The organism is Nocardiopsis sp. NPDC101807 (assembly GCF_044766605.1).
In the GTDB taxonomy this organism is placed as follows: domain Bacteria; phylum Actinomycetota; class Actinomycetes; order Streptosporangiales; family Streptosporangiaceae; genus Nocardiopsis; species Nocardiopsis tropica.
The window spans coordinates 12,821-30,996 of sequence record NZ_JBIWMK010000005.1; the positions used below are offsets into that span (position 1 = coordinate 12,821).

General features: G+C 73.4%; 19 protein-coding genes and 1 pseudogene. 14 read left to right on the forward strand and 6 right to left on the reverse strand.

From position 1 onward, the window contains the following. Positions 1-85: 85 nt before the first annotated feature. Positions 86-793 carry a hypothetical protein gene (locus ACIRPH_RS16270; protein WP_402914879.1) on the reverse strand — a complete coding sequence of 236 codons (708 nt, stop codon included), beginning with the start codon at positions 791-793 and terminating at the stop codon, positions 86-88. A gap of 176 nt (positions 794-969) precedes the next feature. Between ACIRPH_RS16270 and add the strand changes: the two genes are divergently transcribed. Continuing rightward, entirely contained in the window at positions 970-2,022 is a 1,053-nt protein-coding gene (add, locus tag ACIRPH_RS16275; protein WP_402914881.1) for an adenosine deaminase, read from the forward strand. Positions 2,023-2,310: 288 nt separating this feature from the next. Continuing rightward, on the forward strand, positions 2,311-4,398 hold the full coding sequence (locus ACIRPH_RS16280; RefSeq protein WP_402914883.1) for an amino acid transporter: 2,088 nt from the start codon (positions 2,311-2,313) through the stop codon (positions 4,396-4,398). A 31-nt stretch (positions 4,399-4,429) separates the two neighbouring features. On the opposite strand, the gene ACIRPH_RS16285 is transcribed toward ACIRPH_RS16280, so the two are convergent. Both ACIRPH_RS16285 and ACIRPH_RS16290 read right to left on the reverse strand, forming a co-directional pair. Then, positions 4,430-4,801, reverse strand: coding sequence for a DUF4259 domain-containing protein (locus ACIRPH_RS16285; protein ID WP_402914886.1), 372 nt, complete (start codon positions 4,799-4,801; stop codon positions 4,430-4,432). Positions 4,802-4,903: 102 nt separating this feature from the next. After that, entirely contained in the window at positions 4,904-6,046 is a 1,143-nt protein-coding gene (locus ACIRPH_RS16290; RefSeq protein WP_402914888.1) for a CapA family protein, read from the reverse strand. Positions 6,047-7,033: 987 nt separating this feature from the next. Here ACIRPH_RS16290 and ACIRPH_RS16295 point away from each other — a divergent pair. The 3 genes from ACIRPH_RS16295 (at position 7,034) to ACIRPH_RS16305 (ending at position 9,951) form a co-directional block, all read left to right on the forward strand. After that, the gene (locus ACIRPH_RS16295) at positions 7,034-8,074 is read left to right on the forward strand and encodes a chaplin family protein (RefSeq protein WP_402914891.1); all 1,041 of its coding nucleotides are present in this window, start codon (positions 7,034-7,036) and stop codon (positions 8,072-8,074) included. A gap of 166 nt (positions 8,075-8,240) precedes the next feature. Then, a complete protein-coding gene (locus tag ACIRPH_RS16300) occupies positions 8,241-9,083 on the forward strand; it encodes an SURF1 family protein (protein WP_402914893.1) in 843 nt (280 codons plus the stop codon). 31 nt (positions 9,084-9,114) lie between these two features. Next, on the forward strand, positions 9,115-9,951 hold the full coding sequence (locus tag ACIRPH_RS16305; RefSeq protein WP_402914896.1) for a class I SAM-dependent methyltransferase: 837 nt from the start codon (positions 9,115-9,117) through the stop codon (positions 9,949-9,951). 55 nt (positions 9,952-10,006) lie between these two features. Here ACIRPH_RS16305 and ACIRPH_RS16310 read toward each other — a convergent pair. Continuing rightward, positions 10,007-10,156, reverse strand: a pseudogene (locus tag ACIRPH_RS16310) (RNA--NAD 2'-phosphotransferase); the annotation flags it as partial. A 218-nt stretch (positions 10,157-10,374) separates the two neighbouring features. On the opposite strand from ACIRPH_RS16310, the gene ACIRPH_RS16315 reads away from it, so the two are divergent. Continuing rightward, positions 10,375-11,190, forward strand: coding sequence for a TIGR02452 family protein (locus ACIRPH_RS16315; RefSeq protein WP_402914898.1), 816 nt, complete (start codon positions 10,375-10,377; stop codon positions 11,188-11,190). Between the two features lie 24 nt (positions 11,191-11,214). Here ACIRPH_RS16315 and ACIRPH_RS16320 read toward each other — a convergent pair whose 3' ends face one another. After that, positions 11,215-11,853 carry a MerR family transcriptional regulator gene (locus tag ACIRPH_RS16320; protein WP_402914901.1) on the reverse strand — a complete coding sequence of 213 codons (639 nt, stop codon included), beginning with the start codon at positions 11,851-11,853 and terminating at the stop codon, positions 11,215-11,217. 98 nt (positions 11,854-11,951) lie between these two features. On the opposite strand from ACIRPH_RS16320, the gene ACIRPH_RS16325 reads away from it, so the two are divergent. The 5 genes from ACIRPH_RS16325 (at position 11,952) to ACIRPH_RS16345 (ending at position 14,778) form a co-directional block, all read left to right on the forward strand. After that, complete coding sequence (locus ACIRPH_RS16325; protein WP_402914904.1) at positions 11,952-12,959, forward strand: hypothetical protein; 1,008 nt, start codon at positions 11,952-11,954, stop codon at positions 12,957-12,959. A gap of 59 nt (positions 12,960-13,018) precedes the next feature. Continuing rightward, on the forward strand, positions 13,019-13,270 hold the full coding sequence (locus tag ACIRPH_RS16330) for a Smr/MutS family protein (RefSeq protein WP_402914907.1): 252 nt from the start codon (positions 13,019-13,021) through the stop codon (positions 13,268-13,270). Positions 13,271-13,350: 80 nt separating this feature from the next. Continuing rightward, a complete protein-coding gene (locus ACIRPH_RS16335; RefSeq protein ID WP_402914910.1) occupies positions 13,351-13,680 on the forward strand; it encodes a plasmid mobilization protein in 330 nt (109 codons plus the stop codon). Continuing rightward, on the forward strand, positions 13,677-14,162 hold the full coding sequence (locus ACIRPH_RS16340; RefSeq protein ID WP_402914913.1) for a hypothetical protein: 486 nt from the start codon (positions 13,677-13,679) through the stop codon (positions 14,160-14,162). The genes ACIRPH_RS16335 and ACIRPH_RS16340 overlap by 4 nt, the downstream gene beginning before the upstream one ends. A gap of 118 nt (positions 14,163-14,280) precedes the next feature. Further along, on the forward strand, positions 14,281-14,778 hold the full coding sequence (locus ACIRPH_RS16345; RefSeq protein WP_402914916.1) for a GNAT family N-acetyltransferase: 498 nt from the start codon (positions 14,281-14,283) through the stop codon (positions 14,776-14,778). Between the two features lie 113 nt (positions 14,779-14,891). Here ACIRPH_RS16345 and ACIRPH_RS16350 read toward each other — a convergent pair whose 3' ends face one another. After that, positions 14,892-15,140, reverse strand: a complete 249-nt coding sequence (locus tag ACIRPH_RS16350) for a hypothetical protein (RefSeq protein ID WP_402914919.1) — start codon at positions 15,138-15,140, stop codon at positions 14,892-14,894. A gap of 76 nt (positions 15,141-15,216) precedes the next feature. Here ACIRPH_RS16350 and ACIRPH_RS16355 point away from each other — a divergent pair, with 76 nt between their 5' ends. The 3 genes from ACIRPH_RS16355 (at position 15,217) to ACIRPH_RS16365 (ending at position 18,173) form a co-directional block, all read left to right on the forward strand. Then, a complete protein-coding gene (locus ACIRPH_RS16355) occupies positions 15,217-16,353 on the forward strand; it encodes a sensor histidine kinase (protein WP_402914921.1) in 1,137 nt (378 codons plus the stop codon). A gap of 169 nt (positions 16,354-16,522) precedes the next feature. Next, on the forward strand, positions 16,523-17,317 hold the full coding sequence (locus ACIRPH_RS16360; RefSeq protein WP_402914924.1) for a VOC family protein: 795 nt from the start codon (positions 16,523-16,525) through the stop codon (positions 17,315-17,317). A 67-nt stretch (positions 17,318-17,384) separates the two neighbouring features. Then, a complete protein-coding gene (locus ACIRPH_RS16365) occupies positions 17,385-18,173 on the forward strand; it encodes a VOC family protein (RefSeq protein WP_402914927.1) in 789 nt (262 codons plus the stop codon). Positions 18,174-18,176 lie beyond the last annotated feature (3 nt).

The following is an 18,176-nucleotide window of genomic DNA, read 5'->3' on the forward strand; positions in this document are numbered from 1 at the left end:
CACGGCCCCGGTATCGGCTCCGCGCGCGGGACCCGGCCGGGACGGCCTCCCCGGCCACGCCGTGCCCCGGCGGACCGGGCCGCGTTCACGCCGCGGTGTCGGAAGCCTCGTCCGCGCCGTCGCCGTAGGCGGCGTCGTAGGCGTCGCGAAACGCCTCCGCGCGGAGGCGCCGCCGCTTCATCATGGAGGGGGTCGCGCACGCGGCTGCCACGATGAGGGCGGACATCCCCAGGATCAGGACGACGGGGCCCGAGCCCCCGTCCAGCAGGATGAAGCGGTTGACGCAGTAGAAGGCGTTGACGAGGGCGGTCGCCAGCCCGAGGACCACGGTGGCGAGGACCGTCTTCGCACGGCCGATCTCCTGTTCGACGGCGATTCTCCCCAGGCGGTTGGTCTCCGGGTCCGGTCCGAGGGTGCCCTGCCGGACGAGCCGCCAGGCCTCCGCGAGCTTGGCGGGGTCGGTGCCCGCGGGCAGGTTCGTGAGCTTGATGGATTGGCCGGCGCGCTCGGCCGCTCGGGCGGATGCCGACGTCACGGTGAACAGGGCCACGAGGATCACGCACACCATCAGCAGGAGCAGGGCGAGGATGACGCCCAGCGGCCACAGGCTTCGAGTGGTGTCGATCGTGATGAAGGCGGCGGCGCCGAAGGCCCCGAGGGGGACGAGGACCACGCCCGAGGCGCGGAGGGCGAACGCGCGCGGGTGGTCGGCGCGGTAGGTCCGGAGTCGGGCGGCCCAGCGGGGGCGCGGCGGACGGGGGGTGGAGGGGTGGGGGTCGCCCTGGGGGATCATGTCCGCAATGTACCCCTCTGTGGTTCGCCGACCGGTCGGGGCCGCCCCGACCGGGACCGGAGAGGACCCGGCGCACCGCGACGGCGGGCGGGCCGCCGGGGGAGAGGCTGACAGGCCGTCGTCAGGTTCGCCCGGAAGGGGTTGGGCGGGCGCGTGACCGCGCGTAGCCTCGCGCCATGGAGAACCACACCGCCCCCGCCGTGACCGGCGTCGACGCGCTCGTCCGGGACCTTCCCAAGGTCGAGCTGCACGTCCACCTCGAAGGCTCGATGCCCGCCGAGACCCTCTTCGACCTGGCCCGCCGACACGCGGCCGAGGGCGTCCCCGACACCCTGGAGAAGCTCCGGGACTGGTACGCCTTCACCGACTTCCCCCACTTCATCGAGGTCTACCTGGCGTCGGTGACGACCCTCAGGGACGAGGAGGACTTCGCCGTCCTCACCTCGGCGGTCGCCGGGCGGCTGGCCGCGCAGAACGTCCGCTACGCGGAGGTGCACGTCAGCCTCTACACCCACCTGATGCGCGGGGTGCCCGCACGGGTGGTGTTCGACGGGATCGAGCACGCGCGCCGCGAGGCCGAGCGCGAGCACGGCATCCGGCTCCGCTGGATCCCCGACTTCCCCTCCGACTTCGGTCTGGAGAGCGCCGAGGCCACCCTGGAGGCCGTCCTGGACGAGGGGCCGCCCAGCGTGGTGGGCTTCGGGGTGGGCGGCGTGGAGACGCCCCTGGGGAAGTACGCGGGGGTGTTCGGCCGCGCTCGCGCCGCCGGGCTCGCCAGCCTCCCGCACGCCGGTGAGCACGGTGGGCCCGAGCGCGTGCGGGAGGCCCTGGACGTGCTCCGCGCCGAGCGCATCGGACACGGCATCGACTCCATGCGCGACGCGGAGCTGGTGGCCCGGCTGGTGGACGAGCAGGTCCCGGTGGACGTCAGTCCCACCTCCAACGTGTGCACCCGCGCGGTGGAGGCGATCGGGGACCACCCGCTGCCCCGCATGCTCGACGCCGGGCTGCTGGTCACGCTCAACACCGACGACCCGACCATGTTCGGCACCGACCTCAACCGCGAGTACGCCACCGCCCACCGGCTGGGGCTGGGGGCCGGGGACCTGGTCCGCCTCGCGGCGAACGCCGTGCACGCCTCCTACCTGGGGGCGGCCCACCGCCGCGCCCTGCTGGCCGAGATGGCGGAGGTCGCCGCCCGCCACGGTGTGGAGGTCGGGGCTCTCTAGGGGCCGTGTGCTCCCCCCGGGGCCTGCTCCGCCGCGGCCCCGGAGTCGAGGGGGCGCCGCGGCCGCCCGTGGGCGCGAGGGCCTCCGGCGTCCCCGCCGGATCGGCCCGTCCGCGGCGAACCCGTCCGCGGCGCCTCCGGCACCCCGGGGGCGACACGGGTGCGGGCTCCGGCCGTGCACGGGCCGACACGCGGTCGCCGGGCTGACCCGCGGGAGCGTCCCCGAGCAGGAGACTTGGGGGTGCGCCGGGCACGGCCGTGCCCGGCGCCCGGCCCGGGGGGAGACGCGATGCGACGGGACTCCGGCGGGAACGCCGAGGAGGGCTCCGGCCACGGCGGGGACGCAGAGGCGCCCGGCCGGGCGGCCGGGGCCGGTGCTGACACGGGCGCCGACCGCGCCGGAGGCGGGGGCGCCGGCGGCCCCTACGTGTGGGACGCCCCTCCCTCGGACGGCTCCCGTGCGCACGGCGCCCTGGCGCGGTGGCTCCTGGCCCGGCGGGTGGACGAGGTGGGCGGCCCGGGGTCGGCGCCGCACGCCGAGCGCCAGCACGCCTGGTGGCGGGTCATGTGCCTGACCGGCGTCGACTACTTCTCCACCCTCAGCTACCTCCCGGCGATCGCGATCCTCACCGCCGGAGCCCTCTCACCCGTGGCGACCCTGCTGATCGTCCTCCTCACCCTGGGCGGGATGCTGCCCGTGTACCGGAGGGTGGCCGAGCGCAGCCCGCACGGCCAGGGGTCGGTGGCGATGCTCGAACACCTGCTCCCCGAGTGGAGGGGCAAGTTCCTCGTCCTGTGCCTGCTGGGCTTCGTGGCGACGTCGTGGATCGTCACCATCACCCTGTCCACCGCCGACGCCACCGCGCACCTGGCCGCCAACCCGTACACCCCCGCCGCCCTGGCCGACCACCCGGTGCCGGTCACCCTCGTCCTCCTCGGCCTCCTGGGCGCGGTGTTCCTGGCCGGGTTCCGCGAGGCGGTCCGGATCGCCGTGCCCCTGGTGCTGGTGTTCCTGCTGCTCAACGCGGTGGTGGTGGTCGCCGCGCTGGTGCGCATCGCGGCGGATCCGTCGACCCTCGCCGACTGGCAGGGCGCGCTCCTCGGGAGCGGCCGGGGGCTCCCGTCGATGGCGGCCACCGTCCTGGTGGCCTTCCCCCTCCTGGTCCTCGGGCTGTCCGGGTTCGAGACGGGCGTCAGCATGATGCCCCTGATCCGGACGGGGGGAGGGACCGGGCAGGAGCGCCTGCGGTCGAGGATCGCCGACACACGGACCATGCTGACCACGGCCGCCGTGATCATGAGCGTCTACCTGCTGTCCACGACGTTCGTCTCCGGGGTCCTGGTCCCCCGGGAGGCGGTGGAGCCCGGCGGGCCCGCCGCCGACCGCGTGCTCGCCTACCTCGCGTACGACCTGCTCGGCAACGGGTTCGGCGTGTTCTACGACGTGGGCACGGTCCTCATCCTGTGGTTCGCCGGGGCCTCGGCCATGGCGGGCCTGATCAACATCGTGCCGCGCTACCTGCCCCGCTACGGGATGGCGCCCGCGTGGGGGCTGGCCGTGCGGCCCGTGGTGCTGGTGTACACGGCGGTCGCGATGGCCATCACCGTGGCCTTCGACGCGGGGGTCACCGCCCAGTCGGGTGCGTACGCCACCGGGATCCTCGCCATGCTGGTCACCTCCGCCCTGGCGGTGACGATCCTCGCCCACCGCTCGGGGCGGCGGCGGGCGGCGGCCGGGTTCGGGGTCCTGACGGCGGTGTTCGGCTACGCGCTCGCCGACAACGTCGCGGCCAGGCCGGACGGTCTGCTCATAGCGCTGGCGTTCGTGGCCGGCACCGTCCTGGTGTCGCTGGTCTCGCGGGCGCTGAGGAGCACGGAACTCAGGACCAGCAGCGTCCACCTGGACGAGACCGCGGTCAGGTTCGCCCTGGAGGCGGTGCTCCGGGGACGGCTGCACCTGTTCGCCAACCGGCCCGGGTCCGGCGGGGCGGCCGGGTACGAGGAGATCGAGCGCGAGCAGGCGCTCCTGCACCCGATCCCGCTCCGGACGCCGCCGCTGTTCGTGGAGGTCGAGGTGCACCACCCGTCGGAGTTCGCGAGCGTCCTGCGGGTGCGAGGGCTGGAGGTGGACGGCCACCGGGTCCTGCGGGTGCGCAGCCCGGCGGCCCCCAACGCGCTCGCGGCGGTCCTCCTGTGCCTCCGTGACCGGACCGGGGCCGTTCCGCACTGCTACTTCGCCTGGTCGGAGGGGTCGCCGATCCGGCTGCTGTTCAGGTTCGGCGTGCTGGGGGAGGGGGAGACCGCGTCGTTCACCCGGGAGATCCTCCGCGAGGCCGAGGAGGACCCGAGACGGCGCCCGGTCGTCCACGTCAGCTGACGTGCGGGGCCGCCGCCGGCCCGTACGCGGGTCACTCCCGACGGGCGGCGACGCCGGCCAGCCGGTCGAACGTCCGGACCAGGACCGCGCGCCGCTCCTCCTTGAACCCCGGTGAGGGCTCCAGTCCGTCGATCGTCCGCTCCCAGACGGCCATGAAGTCCCTCTTCCAGCCCTCCACCGTCTCGGGGCGCAGCGGGCGGTCGGAGGTGTGGCCGGCCAGGGCGAGGACGTACAGCAGCTCCAGGTTGCAGGGCACGGTCACGCCCCAGTACTCGTCGGGCTCGATGGCGACCGGATCGCCCGCCATCGCCTCGGAGACCTCCGCGACGAGCCGGTCGACGACGGCCGACAGGTGCTCCCTGGCCGTGTCGCTCTCGAAGTTCCCACTGCCCCACGTGCCCAAGAGTCCTCCTCCGCCCGGCGGTGCACCGCGACGGCGCCATCCAACCAGGGACCGCCGACAGGCGGCCGCCCCGCAGGAGGGGGCGGACGCCCTCCCGGCCCGCTAGGCGGGGGAGTCGGCCAGGGGCAGCCCGCACCCGGTGCGCATGTCGAGCCACGCCTGTGCGGCCCGACCCGCCGCCTCGTCCTCGTAGGGCACGGGCACGCCGCCCTGGATCTGCGCCGGCGCCCAGTCCGCCCCGGTCACGCTGCCCCGGTCGAAGGTGAGGGTGAGCACCCCCGTCTCGGCGGTGGGCCCCTCGAAGTTGTAGAACACGAAGTTGCCCAGCCCGTAGTGCACGTAGGAGTCGCCGGTGAACCCGCCCGGGGAGAGGACGTGCGCGTGGCCGCCGACCACGGCGGTCGCCCCGGCCGAGACCAGCTCCTCGGCGAGGGCGGGCGCGTGCGGCAGCGGGCAGTGCGCGCCCTCCAGACCCCAGTGGAGGAAGACCACGACGTTGTCGTGCTCGGCCGCGGCCCCGGAGACCGCGTCGAGCATCCGCTCCCGCATCTCGTTCTTGGTGGAGGCCATGCCGGGCTTGCCCTCGCCCGCGGTCCACTCCGCCAGGAGGTGGTCGTCCATGACGTCGGTGGCGCCGAACAGGGCCACGCTCTGGCCGTTGACCTCGGCCACGTGGGGTGTGTACGCCTCGTCGGCGTCGCGTCCCGCGCCGACCAGCGCGACACCGGAGGCCTCGCCGTTCTCCAGGGTGTCGATCAGTCCGTCCGTGCCGTAGTCCATGCCGTGGTTGTTGGCGACGGTGGCCACGTCCACGCCTCCGGCGGCCAGGGCCTCCAGTGCGCTCGGGGGCGAGCGGAACAGGAACTCCTTGCCGGGGGCGGGGGTGCCGCCCTCGGTGACGGCGGTCTCCAGGTTGACCATGGCCAGGTCGGCGGCGGAGAGCTGTGCGGAGACGGGGCCGAGCGCGGTGGCGGGGTCGGCCAGGCGGGGTTCGAGCATCCCCTCGAACATGACGTCGCCGCCGAAGGCGATGGTGAACGGCTCGTGGGAGGGCCGGGGCCCGGTCTCCGCGCCGGGGGAGGGCGTGGGGGACGCCTCCGCGACGGGGGCGATCGCGCCCTCCACCTCCTCCGCCTGCTCGTCACCCCCCGAGGCGCAGGCGGCCGCGGCCAGGAGGAGGGCGAGTGTCGCGGCGCCGGCCGACAGTGTCGTGCGCGTGCGGGGGCACGGGGGTGCGGACTGCATTGCATGCTCCAGTGGGGGCGGGGGAAACGGAGGGCATGTCCAGGGAAGAGGACGCACATCATGCGTTTCCGGTTGGCCTTCATGAACGGATGGGCGGCCATGGGCTCACCGATCCGTCACCGGTGATCACCGGCAGTGCTCAGAGTAGGCCCGGAGATCCCTTTTTCGTCGGTGCGACATCGGCTGTATTCCGGTCGGTGTTCGGCCGGACGGCGTCGGGTGCACGCTCCTGGCCAGCGGATTCGACCGAGTACGGGGAGGGTGGGGTAGGAGTTTCCCGAGTTGCGATAGAGGTCGGTTTGGGGTGGCGAAATCAGCGTTTCGGCTGTTGCGAGTTCCCTTTTCTTTTTCCTCTTCGGTGGAGCGGGAGGGGACGGGGGCGGTCGCGCGGAGGGCCCTCCCGGCTCGGATGTCCGTGGAGATGGCCGTGTCCGGAACGTGTATCCGGTCTTTTCTCTCCAATGGCTCATTGCACTCATGGTGCGCAGTTGGGTTCTTGGGGTATAAGGCGTGCCCGAAGTCCGGTCGAACTAATCAACGAAGGTGCTTAGTGGATTACGTTCGAGGGTTTACCTGAAAAAAATTCATCATCTTTCATGCCTCTCTGTCGTTGAGTATGTACCCTGTGTAGTCGGCTCTACGTCTGCGAACAGCAAAGACTCCCTAGAGTGACGTACTATGAGCGGAGGGTATTTGCGGTGATGGCGGACATTGTCTGAAAACGCGTGCGAGCACGCAGCGGCTTGCTAACGTTTCGGTCCGTCGGCGGTTCGTTCCCGGAAAACCACTTCGGAGGACTCCGGACCACGACTCCCACGTACGCGGGTCACCCCGCCGTTCCACCGCTCGCCGGTGACGGACCCGCACGGTCGTGACAGCGGGACCGCACGAGTGCTCCGCCGCGACGCGGACACCCGGTCCGACCACGACCACCGGCGCCACGACCGGCGCAACCCAGGCTGTCTCCGTGAAAGGTCCTAGCCGCACATGCGCAACACACTCCGTTACTCCTTCGCCACCGTGATGGCCGCCGGGCTGGTCACCACCCCCGTCACGGCGGCCTTCGCCGACACCACCACCGACGGCTCCGGCGGCATCGGCAGCGGCAACCAGATCATCGTCCCCGTGGACATCGAGGCCGACCTGTGCGGCAACTCGCTCGCGGTGCTCGGCATCTCCTCGGCCAAGTGCACCCGGGTCTCGGAGGTCCTCTACGAGGTCAGCGGCCAGGGCGGAGCCTCCACCAGCGGCGCCGGCGGCATCGCCAGCGGCAACCAGATCATCGTCCCCGTCGACGCCGCCGTCGACGCGTGCGGGAACTCCGTCGCCGTCGGCGGCATCTCCGAGGCCGAGTGCCTGGAGGTCGTCGAGGTCCTGGAGGAGGAGAGCGCCGACGCGCCCCGAGCCCTCACGGACGGCTCCGGCGGTGTGGCCAGCGGCAACCAGATCGTCGTCCCCGTCGACGCGGCCATCAACGTCTGCGGCAACTCGGTGGCCATCCTCGGCGGCTCCAGCGCCAAGTGCACCACCATCATCAACATCATCCAGGCCTCCCCCGAGAACGAGGGCGGGCCCGCCACCAGCGGCGCGGGCGGTGTGGCCAGCGGCAACCAGGTGCTCGTCCCCGTCGACGCCGCCGTCGACATCTGCGGCAACGCCGTCTCCGTGCTCGGTCTCGCCCAGTCCGCCTGCATGGAGACCATCTCGGAGGGCGGGGACCCCGACCCCGAGACCCCCGAGGAGCCGGAGGAGCCGGGCGGCGAGACCCCCGAGGAGCCCGAGGCCCCCGAGGAGGAGCCCACCGCTCCCGAGGCGCCCCGTGAGGAGGACAGGGGCGAGGACGACTCCAGCGTCAGCGGCGACCGGCCCTCCACCCCCCAGCCGCAGGCCGACGAGCAGCTCGCCGTGACCGGTACCGCTCTGGGCGGCCTCGTCGCCGCAGCGGTCGCCGCGATCGGCGCGGGCGGCGCGGGACTGTACTTCGCCCGCAAGCGCAAGGCGTCCGCCGCCGCCGGCCAGGAGGACTAGGAGGCCCGGGCCCGGGCCCGGCACGGTCCGGGCCCGGACCGGGGCGCGGGGAGGGGAGGCTCCCCGCGCCCCGGCGCCCACGCGGGGCCGCCGGACGCCGGCGGCCCCGCGGCCGTTCGCGAGGGGCGGTGCGGCGCGGCCCGGAGAGTCTCATAACCTCGAAGACGTGCTCAAAGTCCTGTTGTCGCAACGCATGCTGGCGTTCCACGCGCTCGTCCTGGTGATCGTGCCCAGCTTCGTCTGGCTGGGCTTCTGGCAGCTGGACCGCTGGGAGCTGCGCAGCGCGTCCGTCAACCTCCAGCAGGACAACCTGGCCGCCGAACCCGTTCCCGTCTCGGAGCTGGCCGCCGTCGGGGAGGACGTCGCCCCCGAGGACAGGTGGCGCACCGTCGAGGCCACCGGCGCCTGGGACACCGCCCACGAGATCCTCCTGCGCAACCGCGACGGATCCGGCGGCGTCGGGTACCACGTCCTGACCCCCCTGGTCGGGGAGGACGGTACGGCCGTCCTGGTCAACCGCGGATGGATCCAGCGCGGCGAGACCGCGCTGGACGCCCCCGAGCCCCCGGAGGCCCCCGGCGGGACCGTGGACGTGACCGGTCGGCTGCACTTCTCCGAGACGGAGGAGAACAGCGGCCTGCGCAACCGCGACGACCTGCCCGAGGGGCAGCTCATGATGGTCGACGTCGACATGATCGCGGAGGAACTGCCCTACCCGGTCTACGGCGGATTCGTCGAGCTCACCCGGCAGGACCCGGCGCCCGACCCCGCCCCCGAGCCGGTCGAGCTGCGCGAGGTGGACTCCGGCATGAGCGCCTCCTACGCCGTGCAGTGGTGGGTGTTCGCCGTCGTCGCCGTCGCCGGCTGGATCTTCCTCGTCCGCCGCGAACTGCGCGAGGCCCGAGAGGCCCGCGAGGAGGGGCGTGCGGGGGAGCCGGGACCCGCGGGGCTGTCCGAGCAGGAGCCGTCGGAGGCCGCCGCCGGGACCGGTGGCGGTACCGACCGTTGAGTCCCCGGCCACGGCACGAGGAGCCAGCCCCATGCACGAAGAGACCGACTATCCGGCGCCCGGACACGTGGAGCGCCGCGACGTGGACGCGGGGGAGAGCTCCCGCGCCGGACGCCTGTGGTGGGACGGCGCCGCCGACGCCTACCAGGCCGAACACGGCGGCTTCCTGGGCGACGCCGACTTCGTGTGGTGCCCGGAGGGGCTGACCGAGGAGCGGGCGGGGCTGCTCGGCGACCCCGCGGAGCTGCGGGGGGCGCGGGTCCTGGAGGTCGGCTGCGGCGCGGGCCAGTGCGGCCGGTGGCTGCGCGCGAGGGGCGTGCGGGAGGTGGTCGCGTTCGACCTGTCCTTCCGGCAGCTGCAGCACTCGCGGCGGATCGACGCCGAGACGGGGCACAGCCTGGCGACCGTGCAGGCCGACGCCCAGAGACTGCCTTTCGCCGACGCCTCCTTCGACGCGGTGTTCTCGTCGTTCGGCGCGTTCCCGTTCGTTCCCTCGGCCGACGACGCCCTCGGCGAGGCGGCGCGGGTCCTGCGCCCCGGAGGGCGCCTGGTCTTCTCGGTGACGCACCCGGTCCGGTGGAGCTTCCCGGACGACCCGGGCGAGGAGGGGTTCACCGTCCACCAGTCCTACTTCGACCGCCGTGCCTACGTGGAGGAGGACGACGAGGGCAACGCGGTCTACGTGGAGCACCACCACACGGTGGGCGACTGGGTGCGGGGGATCGCCCGCGCGGGGCTGACGTTGGAGGACCTGGTCGAACCGGAGTGGCCGGAGGGGCTCGACCGCGTGTGGGGAGGCTGGGGGCCGGTGCGGGGCCGGATGATCCCCGGCACCGCGATCTTCTCCGCGGCCAGGCCGAAGGGCTGAGGGCGAACCGCTCCTTGCCGTTGCTCCGGACCACCTCGGCGAGGGTTGCCCGGGCGAGGCGGACCCCGGCGCCTCGGCCGCCCGCGAGGAGGTCCTCCACCCCGGCCCACCCCCGGGGGGCCAGGCGCAGCCCCGCGAGGCCGGGGTCGTGGCGCAGGACGCGCGCCGGGAACTGGGAGGCGCGGACCCTCTCCTCGGCGCTCATGCGTGTGCTCGCCGGTCTGTTCGCAGAGGGATGATCCCGTGCGCGTGCCGTCGCGGGCCAGGGGTTCTCGGGGCCGTCCGGCCGCGGAAATCTGCTTGGAGGTCCGGGCCCGGGGGAGTAGTTTGCGTAGTCCGACCGGGTTCCGGCCCACGGCCGCCCGGCCTGGGGCTCCGCGCCCCGGGGCGCGTCCGCGCCGTGGACGGCAGGAGGAGGGGCCCGTGTCCCAGAGGTTGCGTGCCGTGTGGAGGGAGACCCGCGACGCCTTCGAGCAGGGGCGCTACCGGGTCGGGGAGCGGATCGTGGACCTGTCGGGGGACCTGGCCGCGATGCGGGCGGGCACGCGGCTCTACCTGCCGGGCGAGCCGGCGGAGCCCTCCGGGTCGGGGACGCGGCGCACGACCCGTTTCGAGGTCACCCGGGAGAGTACGCTCGCCGCGGCCGGGCGCCTGGCGTCCGGGCCGGGACGGCCCCATGTGGCGGCGCTGAACTTCGCGTCCGCCCGCAAGCCCGGCGGCGGCGTCGCCAACGGCGCGCGTGCGCAGGAGGAGAGCCTGGCCAGGTCGAGCGCTCTGTACGCCTCCCTGGTGCTGTGCCCGGAGTACTACGACCACCACCGGGCGCACGGGAGCCTGCTCTACACGGACCGGGTGATCTGGTCGCCCGGCGTGCCGGTGTACCGCGACGAGCGGGGCGGGTGGCTGCCGGAGCCCCTGCTGGTCTCCTTCCTCACCTGCGCGGCGCCGAACCGGCGGATGATCGAGCGCAACCGGGACGAGCCGGCGGACCCCATCCCCGGAGTCCTGGCCGCGCGTGCGCGCGGCGTGCTCGCCGTCGCGGCCGAGCAGGGGGTCGACCGGCTGGTGCTCGGGGCGTGGGGGTGCGGCGTGTTCGGCAACCACCCGTCGGAGGTGGCGGCGGCCTTCGCGGGGCACCTGCGGCCGGGCGGCGGGTTCGCGGGGGCGTTCGAGCACGTGGTGTTCGCGGTCCTGGACCGCGACGACACGGTGCGCGAGGCCTTTGCGGGGGCGCTGTGACCCCGCGCCCGGCGCGGGGCCGCGTCAGTCCCCGGGCACCACGCCGGCCCTGCGGGCGGACTCGTTGGCCTGCGCGAGCCTGCGCAGGACGGTCATGAGGGCGTCACCGAGCACCGAGTACACGACGGCGCTCTCCAGGATCTCGTCGGTGCCGGTGACCCGGCCGATGACGTTGAGGTCCACCCGGGCCGCCTGCTCCATGGTGGCGGCGTAGCCGTCGAGCGCCTCGTCGTCGAGGGGGCGCCCGGCGCGGCGGTAGGTGGAGATCACCTCGGCCAGGTCCGCGGCGGGGCGGCCCTCGGGGTAGACGTGCCAGCCGCGCCTCTCGAACAGGGCCCGCACCCGGCCGTGGTCCTCCTCCTCGGCGGTGGCGCCGCCCTTCGTGGCGGGTGGGAGCACGTGCATGGCGTGGCCGAGGAGTTCGTGGGTGATCGGCGGGTCGGGGGAGTCGACGCGGGCGAGGATCTCGCGGGTGGTGGCGATGGGCAGCCCGCCCACGTCGGTCAGGGCGCGGACCAGGCGCAGCCGGTGGAGGTGCGCGTCCCCGTAGCTCGCCTGGTTGGGGCCGGTGCGCTCGCCCCGGGGCAGGAGCCCTTCGCGGAGGTAGTACTTGATCGTCGGCACCGGGGTCCCGGACCGCTCACTCAGCTCGCCGATACGCATGGGCCCATCCTCGCTTCTTTCCCCTTGCCACGTCCCGGTCCTTCATGGATAGTAAAGGTATCCATAGTGGATAGTGAAAGTATCCAAAGAGGAGAAGCGTGAACGTCCCGACCACCCCCCGCCCCGCCCCCGGCGCGTTACTGCGGAGCGCGCCGGACTGGCACCGCCCCCTCATGGCGACCGCCGCCCTGTGCGCGGTCGTCCTGGCGGCGGCCCTCGTCGGCCTCGCGGTGGACGACCGCACCCTCGCCGGCCGCCCGATCTGGCTCAAGCCGGCCAAGTTCGCCCTGTCGATCGCGGTCTACAACGTCACCCTGGCGTGGCTGCTCTCGCTGCTCGTGCGGTGGCGGCGCACCGGATGGTGGCTCGGGACGCTCTTCTCCGCCATGGTCCTCGGCGAGCTGGCAGCGATCGGGCTCCAGGCATGGCGGGGCGAGCTCAGCCACTACAACTACGCGACCCCGTTCGACACGGCCGTCTACAACGCCATGGCCGCCATGATCGTCGCCGCGTGGACCGCCAACCTCGGGATCGGCGTCCTGCTGCTCGTGCAGCGCGTCGGCGAGCGCTCCACCACCTGGGCGGTGCGGATCGGCACGGTGATCGCCCTCGCCGGCATGGCCGCGGCCTTCTTCATGACCGTCCCGTCCGACCAGCAGATGGTCGACCTGGAGAACGGCGGGCCGGGGGACGTGATCGGGGCGCACACCGTCGGCGTGGCGGACGGCGGGCCGGGGCTGCCGGTCGTGGGCTGGAGCACGGTCGCCGGGGACCTGCGGGTCGCCCACTTCGTCGGCATCCACGGGCTCCAGGCGCTCATCCTGCTCGCCCTGCTCCTGGTGGCGCTGGGCCGCCGCTACGCGGGGCTGGAGCCGGACGCCGTGCGTCTGCGCGTGGTCGTCGTGGCCGGATCGGCCCACGCGGCGCTCCTGGTCCTGACCGCCTGGCAGGCGCTGCGGGGCCAGTCGGTCGTGCGCCCGGACGCCCTCACCCTCCTGGCCGTCGCGCTGCTGGTTGCGGCGACCGCGGCGGGCCTGTGGTGGGCGCTGCGCAGACGCCGGGACGGGAGCGCCCGCGAACGGAACCGGGCTGCCGGGCGGGCCTGAGCGGCCCTCGCGTCCGGTCGGCCCGTATCATCCGTGTGACCGGACGCGGAGGAGGCACGGTGCGGCTCAAACTCGACCTGCACGACATCTTCAACAAGGGCCGCGACATCGACAGGGCCCTCGCCGACATCATGGACGAGGCCGAGCGCACCGGGGCCAGGACCGTGGAGATCATCCCCGGCAAGGGGTCGGGGCAGCTGAAGAAGCGGGTGCTGCGCTACCTCGACCGCAAGGACGTCAAGGCCCGCTACCACCGGGTCGAGAAGGACTCCAAGAACTTCGGCCGCCTGTTCGTCCACTTCAAGCGCTGACCCGGGGCGGTCCCACTGCTCGGTCCCTGCTCTGACGGCGCCTGCTGGACATGGCGTAATACGCGTATTACGATCATCGCATGGCGAAGGTTCGCATCAGTATCAGTCTTGATCCGGAAGAGGCCGAGCGTGTCAGGTCGCACGCTGATCGTGCCGGTATGGATGTGTCGTCCTACCTGGTCAATGCGGCGATCCGGCAGATAGCCGAGGTCGAGGCGGCCGAAGCGCAGTTCGCGGAGCTGGACGCGCTGATCGCGGACGCCGAAGGGCGCGCCGAGCACTACGGGCCCGTGGACGAGACGAGCGAAGACTCCCTGAGTGAGGACGAGCGCCGCGAGGTCGACGAGGCAATGCGCCTGGTCCACGGCGTCGGGGAGACCCATGAGTCCCATCGGGGAGAGGTGGCGTGAGCGCCCGCACCCCCGTCTACGACACAGGGATGCTCATCGCCTTGGCGGCGCGCAAGGCCAAGGCGGTGCAGATGCACCGAGGGCTTCTCCGCGCCCCGCACCGTCCCGTGATCCCTGGCCCCGTCCTCGCCCAGGTGTGGCGTCCGGACCCGGCGGCCGTTCACGCCATGGGCGCGATCCTGAAGGAGTGTACGGTGCCTCAGGCCCGCTCGTCCGTATCCGCGTTGCGCCCGACGGGCGCGGGACAGGCGGAATGCATAGTGTGTGCGACGGCCCCCGACATCACCGACTGGCGGCGCATCGGTGCGGTGCTGGGTCTGGCGGTGCTCCCCGTGAAGAAACGCCCGGACGCAGTGGACGCTCTCGTCGCCTGGACGGCCGTGAAGCACCGGAGCGCGGTGGTATTCACCAGTGACCCGGGGGACATCACCGCGTACGTGGAAGCGATCGGCGCCGACGACGTGCACGTGGTAGCGGTATGAGTCCCATGGCTCGGCTGCACCGTCGACAGGAATACGACCGTCGGAAGGGCCCCGGCCGCCTGTTCGTCCACTTCAAGCGCTGACCCGGGGCGGTTCGATGGGTGGGCGGCAGAAGCGTTTGTTCAGCGACCGGCTGGTCCTGGAACCCCTCGTGGAACGGCATGCCGATGGCGTGGTGGACCTGTTCGCCGACCCCGCCATGAGTTCGCTGTCGGGGGCGGACCTCTCCGACCCGGTTCCGGCCCGCCGGATGGTCGACGCCAGGTTGGCCTACGACGGGCCGCCGGAGCTGGGGCACTGGGCCGTGCTGCTCGGCGGCGACCTGGTCGGCCTCGCCCACCTGCGACCCTCGGGGGAACTGCCCGGCGGGCTGCCGGAGATCGGCTGGTACCTGGCCGTTCGCCACGGTGGGCGGGGGCTGGCCACGGAAGCGGCCGGCACGCTGCTCCGCCACGGCCTCGGCCCCCTCGGCCTGCACTCGGTCTGGGCGCTCATCCACGTCGACAACGCGCCCAGCCTGCGCCTGGCCGCCCGTCTGGGCTTCCTCCCCGTCGGCGAGGGCCGACACTACAACGGTCCCCACCGTGTTCACGTCGCCCTCCCCGGCCAGGTCTGAGTGCCTTCGAGGTCGCGCGGTGCGGCTTCGCGAGTGCCCCGGCCGCCTGTTCAGCCACTTCGAGCGCTGGCCCGGGCCGCTACGGGTCGCCGGGGAGTTCTCGCCCGAACGGTTCAGGCGTCGCGGCGCACCAGGGAGACCGCGTACACGGCGAGGGACACGACAGCCCAGACCGCAAGGGTCAGCGCGGCGATTCCTGGTGGGAGCTCGTGCACCTCGTAGGCCGGGGTTCCGACCAGGCTCAGGCCGGCCTGGTCGGGCAGGAGCCTGAGCGCTTCCGGCCACTGCAGGACACCGGTGGCGACGACCAGGGGGAGGGTGATCAGAATCCCCAGCGGCGCCGCCCCTTCCGGCGGCCGCACGGGTCCCCGCCGAGGACGGGTGCGGAGGGCGGGGCGCCGTGGTCGACAGAGCGGGCCGCTGTGGTGGGATCGACGCATGTTGAGAGATGCCCGGGAGGCGCCGGGCCGGCGCTCCGCTGCCTCACGGCTCGTGGACGCCGCCGTGTCCGCGGCCGTCGTGCTGGTCTTCTGGATCCCCCCGGTCCTCGCCCTCTCCCCGGGAGGGGACCGGCTGCTCGGCTCCTGCCTCGCGCTGCTCGCGGGCGGCGCCATGCTGCTCCGGTGGAGGTCGCCGGTCACTGCAGTGTCCGCGGCCCTGGTCGCCACGGCGGCGGGATGGCTGTTCTCCGCCACCACCGATCCCATGGTGGGGGTGGCCTGGTGCCTCTACCCCCTGGCGCTGCGGGGCGGGTCCAGGGAACGCGACGCCGGCTCCGTCGTCCTGGGGGTCCTCGTCCTGGTGTCCCTCGTGCTGGGGGTCAGCTCATCGGCACAGGACGCGATGCAGAGGGTCGTGTTCGGCCTCGGCGCGATCGGTGTGGCCTGGCTCCTCGGACGGGCCGAGGCGGAGCGGATCGGCGCGGTGCGTCGTGCCGAACGCCAGCAGGCCGAGTTCGAGCACGTCCGGAGGGAGGCCGCCATGGCCCGCGAGGTCCATGACGTCGTGGGCCACGCGCTGAGCACCATCAGCGCCGAAGCCGCCGTCGCACGCGCCGTGTCGTCCTCGGACAGGGGGGAGCTGCTCGAGGCGCTGGAGGACATCGAGGACCGTTCGCGTTCGGCCCTGGTCCAGGTGCAGGACCTGGTGCGGGCGCTGCGCCGTCGTGACCGTGCTCCGTTCGGCGACGGCGGCGGGAACCACGCCGCCGCGCTCCGTGAGCTGGTCGCGGCGGCGGCGGTGAGCGGCCTGGAGGTGGATGCCCGCATCGACCTCCCGGAACACGGAGGGGAGGCCGCCTTCGTCGCCACCCGGGTCGTCCAGGAAGCGCTGAGCAACATCGTTCGGCACGCGGCGGCCGAACGGTGCGAGCTCGTGCTGGCGCCGGTCGGGGGCGAGCTCGTCGTCCGGGTCGACGACGACGGCATCGGGATCCGGGCCGACGGGAGCGCGGGCTCGGGGATCGCCGGGATGCGCGAACGGGTCGAATCCGTCGGAGGGCGTCTGACGGTGGCCAGGCGTCCGAGCGGAGGGACGAGTGTCGTGGCGGAGCTCCCGATGGAGGTGCGGCGCTGAGCGCCTCCCCGACCGGGTCCCGGAGTTGCCCGGTTCCGCTCCGCCGGGCCCCGGAGCCGCCGGGCCCGCCAAGGTGAGTTGTGAGAGTCTTTGCCGCCCCGATCCCCGACGGGCCGGCCGGCCGGGTCACACTCGGAAGTGGTGTGCCTCCGATGGAGAAGGGGATTCGATGATCACCACCGACTTTCTGCCCGGTTCACCCTGCTGGACCGATCTGTCGTCGCCCGACGTCGAGGCCTCGGCCGCGTTCTACCGGGAACTGTTCGGCTGGCAGGCGGTCGAGGGGGGCCCGGACAGCGCCGGATACCGGTACCTGCTCCTGGACGGCGCCGCCGTGGCCGGGCTCGGGCCGTTCATGGGCGAGAGTGAGAGGCCCGCCTGGACGGTCTACTTCGCCGACCCCGACGTCGACGACACGGTCCTCACGGTGGAGCATCTCGGCGGAACCCTCGTGGTGGAGCCGTTCGACGTCCTCCACCGCGGGCGCATGGCGGAGTTCACCGACCCCCAGGGCGGCTACGCCGGGCTCTGGCAGGCCAAGGCCTTCCGGGGGATGGAGGCCGCCGACCGTCCCGGGGCGCTGTGCTGGGTCGAGCTGTGGACCCCCGACGGCGACGGTGCGCGGGATTTCTACGCCGAGCTCTTCAAGTGGTCCTACACCGACTTCTCCCTGCCGGGGGAGGCCGGGACGTACACGATCGTCGCCCCCGCCGGGCTCGGGCAGGACCGGGCGCACGGCGGGATCATGCCGGTCGACCCCGCCCAGCTGGCCGCCACCGGGGGCGCGGCGGACTGGCACCCGGTGTTCGCGGTCGAGAACTGCGACGCGGCCGTGGAGAGGGTCCGGTCGGCGGGAGGCCGGGTGTACATGGGGCCGGAGAGCACACCGGGGGTGGGGCGGCTCGCCCTGTGCGCCGACGTGTTCGGTGCGGGGTTCGTCCTGCTCGCGCCCTCGCCGATGTGAACCCGCGCCCGTTCGGGGCCGGGCCCCGGCGAGGACCGCGGCCGGAAGGAACACGGAGGCCACTGCCATGATCACCACCGACTTCACGCCCGGCGCGCCCTGTTGGCTGGAGCTGGGCACACCGGACGTCGACGCGGCCGCCGCCTTCTACCGGCGGATGTTCGGGTGGACCGACACCTCGGCGGGACCGCACACGGGCGGTTACCGGTTCGCCCGCCTGGACGGGGAGGACGTCGGCGGGATCGGCCCGCTGATGGAGGAGGGCGAGCAGCCCGCGTGGACCGCCTACTTCTCCGTCCCGGACGCGGGGGCCGCCGCCAGGGCGGTACGCGGGCTGGGCGGCACCGTGCTCGTCGAGCCGCTGGACGTCATGGGACTCGGGTGGATGGCCCACTTCCTGGACCCGCGGGGCGGCCACTTCGCCGTCTGGCAGGAGGGGAGGTTCGCCGGGTTCGACGTCGCGGACCGCCCGGGCTCACTGTGCTGGCTCGAACTGTGGTCGCCGGACGGGGCGGGGGCGCGCTCCTTCTACGGCGGGCTCTTCGGCTGGTCCTTCCACCCCTTCACTCTGGCCGGGACCCATGAGTACACGCTCGCCGGGCCGGAGGGGACGGGGGAGGAGGCCGCCCACGGCGGGATCCTGCCCGTCGACAGGTCCCGGCTGTCCGACGACGCGGGCACCGCGCTCTGGAACCCCGTGTTCCGTGTGGACGACTGCGACGCCGCCGCGGAACGGGCGGCCGACGCGGGCGGACAGGTGTACACGGAGCCGGAGGACTCACCGGGCGTGGGGCGGGTCGCGAACTGCGCGGACCCCTTCGGCGCCGGGTTCATGGTCCTCGGTCCGTCGGCGTGAGCC

Excerpts from the sequence above, each read along its gene's own strand:
- ACIRPH_RS16270 (WP_402914879.1), bottom strand. The coding sequence starts at position 793 with ATGATCCCCCAGGGCGACCCCCACCCCTCCACCCCCCGTCCGCCGCGC.
- add (WP_402914881.1), top strand. The coding sequence starts at position 970 with ATGGAGAACCACACCGCCCCCGCCGTGACCGGCGTCGACGCGCTCGTC.
- ACIRPH_RS16280 (WP_402914883.1), top strand. The coding sequence starts at position 2,311 with ATGCGACGGGACTCCGGCGGGAACGCCGAGGAGGGCTCCGGCCACGGC.
- ACIRPH_RS16290 (WP_402914888.1), bottom strand. The coding sequence starts at position 6,046 with ATGCAGTCCGCACCCCCGTGCCCCCGCACGCGCACGACACTGTCGGCC.
- ACIRPH_RS16295 (WP_402914891.1), top strand. The coding sequence starts at position 7,034 with ATGCGCAACACACTCCGTTACTCCTTCGCCACCGTGATGGCCGCCGGG.
- ACIRPH_RS16305 (WP_402914896.1), top strand. The coding sequence starts at position 9,115 with ATGCACGAAGAGACCGACTATCCGGCGCCCGGACACGTGGAGCGCCGC.
- ACIRPH_RS16320 (WP_402914901.1), bottom strand. The coding sequence starts at position 11,853 with ATGCGTATCGGCGAGCTGAGTGAGCGGTCCGGGACCCCGGTGCCGACG.
- ACIRPH_RS16335 (WP_402914910.1), top strand. The coding sequence starts at position 13,351 with ATGGCGAAGGTTCGCATCAGTATCAGTCTTGATCCGGAAGAGGCCGAG.
- ACIRPH_RS16355 (WP_402914921.1), top strand. The coding sequence starts at position 15,217 with ATGTTGAGAGATGCCCGGGAGGCGCCGGGCCGGCGCTCCGCTGCCTCA.
- ACIRPH_RS16360 (WP_402914924.1), top strand. The coding sequence starts at position 16,523 with ATGATCACCACCGACTTTCTGCCCGGTTCACCCTGCTGGACCGATCTG.
- ACIRPH_RS16365 (WP_402914927.1), top strand. The coding sequence starts at position 17,385 with ATGATCACCACCGACTTCACGCCCGGCGCGCCCTGTTGGCTGGAGCTG.